The following is a 2987-nucleotide window of genomic DNA, read 5'->3' on the forward strand; positions in this document are numbered from 1 at the left end:
GAGGAGAACCCCATGATCGGCTGGCGCGGGGCCAGCCGCTACTACTCCGAGGGCTACCGGGACGCCTTCGCCCTGGAGTGCCGCGCCATGCGCCTGATCCGCGAGGACATGGGGCTCACCAACCTGGAAGTGATGATCCCCTTCCCGCGCACCGTGGAGGAGGCCCGCAAGGTGGTGGAGACCATGGCGGAATACGGCCTGCGCCAGGGCGGGAACGGGCTGCGGATCATCGGCATGTGCGAGATACCCTCCAACGTGATCCTGGCCGAGGAGTTCCTGGAGGTCTTCGACGGCTTTTCCATCGGCTCCAACGACCTCACCCAGCTCATCCTGGGCGTGGACCGAGACTCGGCCCTGGTGGCCCACGTCTTCGACGAGCGAAACCCCGCCGTGAAGCGGATGGTCAAGCAGGTGATCGACGTCGCCAACGCCAAGGGCAAATACATCGGCATCTGCGGGCAGGCCCCCAGCGACTACCCCGAGTTCGCGGCCTTCCTGGTGGAATGCGGCATCCAAAGCATCTCGCTCAACCCCGACACGGTGATCAAGACCACCCTGGCCGTGGCCGAGCTGGAAAAGAGGCTGGGCCGCAGCGCCTGACGCGCCAGCACCCCGGTCTCCAACGGGCGTCCGGGGTGCGACTCCTCCGCCTCCTGTCGTTGACTCGGAGCGGCCGAAAAGTTATCAGACATGGAGCATCGCGATCCCCGCGTCGCGCACTCCTGCCTCCCCGGCATTGCCCCGAAAGGAGCCGGGAAGTCTCCAAAGGCCGCTCAATGTCCGCACCTTCGAGCCCCAGGGGCTACAGCGTGTTCTCCGCCGTCATGGCCCTCATCGTGGGCACGGCTGCAGTCCTCACCGCCCTGAACCTCGCCGTCACCGCGCGGGAGAGTTCCAGGGCCGCCCAGGATTCCGCCCTGGAGCTGTTCGGGGAGGCTTCCGCGCGCATCCGGGCCAACGTGGAACTGTTCTCCGGCGCCCTTTCCGCCCAGGCGGGCGCTGCAGCCCTCTTCCTCAAGGACGAGCACGCCCGGGGGAGCTCCCGTCTGGAGTTCCTCACCGGCCTGCTGGACGCCAATCCGGACCTCCTGAGCGTCTACTCCGGCCATGCTGACGGTGATTTCATCCAGGTCTTCTCCGTCAAGGACAGGCCCGCCGTGAAACAAATCTATCGCGCTCCCCTCGATGCCGCCTACATCGAACGCACCATCCTGCGCAGGCCCGACGGCGCGCGCCTCCAGACCTGGACCTTCCTCGGCACCGCCCTGGAACGACTGGATTCGCGCGAGGAAACGGACTTCGACTACGACCCGCGCACCCGTCCCTGGTACAAAGACGCCCTGGGCGCCAACAACACCGTATTCACGGCCCCCTACGTCTTCAGCAGCTCCGGCCTGCCCGGCATCACCGGAGCCCGTCCCCTGGCCTCGGGCGACGGGGTCTTCGGCGCGGACGTGAGCTTGAAGCAGCTTCAGGACATGGTCGCGCGCCAGGGCGTCACGCCGGGCGGGCGCGTGTTCCTCATGGACACCGGAGGACGCCTGGTGGCCCTCCCCCGCGACGACGTGGTGGTCCCCAAGGGCCAGGGCCTTGCGCTCAAGCCGGCCTCGGAGGCCGTCGACCCCACGGTGCGCGCCCTGGCCCGCGCTTTCGAGGAGTCCAGGGAACCGGTCTCCACGCAATGCAGGACCTTCAGCCTGGACATGAACGGCAAGCCGGGCCTGGCCTGCATCGTCTCCCTTGCCGGGCCGGGTTCGCCGGACCTCGTGCTGGCCCTGGCGGCCCCGGAAGACGACTTCACGGCTCACATCAGGGGCATGGCGCGCCAGAACATGCTGTTCACTCTGGTCTTCCTGGTCCTGGCCGTGCCCGTTGCCTGGATCATCGCGCGCAGGGTCGCCCGGCCGTTGTCCCACCTGGGTCGGGAGGCCGCCCGCGTGCGCGCGCTGGACTTCTCCCCGGGCGACCCCGTGGCCACGCGCATCGAGGAGGTGCGCCAGTTCGCCCAGGCCTTCGAGGTGATGCGCGAGACCATCCGCAGCCACACCCTGGCCCTCAAGGAGAAACAGCAAAGCCTTCAGCGCCTCCTGGACGCCGGGCTGGCCCTCTCCGCCGAACAGGACATGGGCAGGCTCCTGGAAATGATCTTTTGCACCGCCAAGGACTTCGGCCACGCCGACGGCGGGGCCGTCTACCTGCTGGACCCCGACGGCCTCTCCGTGGAGCTGGTCAGCCTGCGCGGCGGGACGGCCATGCTGGGCAAGCTCACCACGAACCCCGCCTCGCGGGTTGCGGTCGATCCCGACATCGTGGACCTGCTGGACAGCGGCACCGTGCTCTTCCACGCCTGCCAGGCCTTCGTGGAGGGGCGCAACGCGGCGGTCTCCGGCGAGGGATTCGAGCTTTTCCCCACGGGGCTGCCCGGCGAGCAGGATGACTATGCCATCCGCTCCCTGCTCACCGTGCCCCTGACCAACCGCCTGGGCAAGGCCGTGGGCGTGCTGCAGCTCTTCAACCCCGTGGACCCCGCCACCGGCGAGGCCCTCGACCTGCACCACCCCGGCGCGGGCTTCGTGGAGGCCCTGGCCGCCCAGGCTGCCGTGGCCCAGGACAACTGGAACATGGTGCACTCGCTGCGCGAGCTCTTCGAGTCCGTCATCCGGCTTACGGCGGGCGCCATCGACGCCAAGTCCCCCTACACGGGGGGGCACTGCGTGCGCGTGCCCGTGCTGGCCGAGATGATCGCCCAGGCCGCACACGAGGCCGACCATGGCCCCCTGGCGGGCTTCACCATCGAGGGCGAGGAGCGCTGGCGGGAATTCACCGTGGCCGCCTGGCTCCACGACTGCGGCAAGCTCGTCATCCCCGAATACGTGGCAGACAAGGCCACCAAGCTCGAGGCCCTGCACAACCGCATCCACGAGGTGCGCGCCCGCTTCGAGATCCTCTGGCGCGACGCGCAGATCGACGCCCTGCGCCAACTGGCC

The 2987-nt window shown here is 68.8% G+C and carries 2 protein-coding genes; both read left to right on the top strand.

Going from position 1 to position 2987, the window contains the following annotated elements; genetic code table 11:
* The coding region (locus ACV4UX_RS18315; RefSeq protein WP_491594718.1) for a putative PEP-binding protein at positions 1-600 on the top strand (600 nt) is incomplete at its 5' end.
* A 176-nt stretch (positions 601-776) separates the two neighbouring features.
* Positions 777-2987, top strand: a 2211-nt coding sequence (locus ACV4UX_RS18320; RefSeq protein ID WP_491594719.1) for a GAF domain-containing protein, incomplete at its 3' end; no start/stop codon positions are given.

It is taken from the genome of Fundidesulfovibrio sp., from assembly GCF_058402725.1.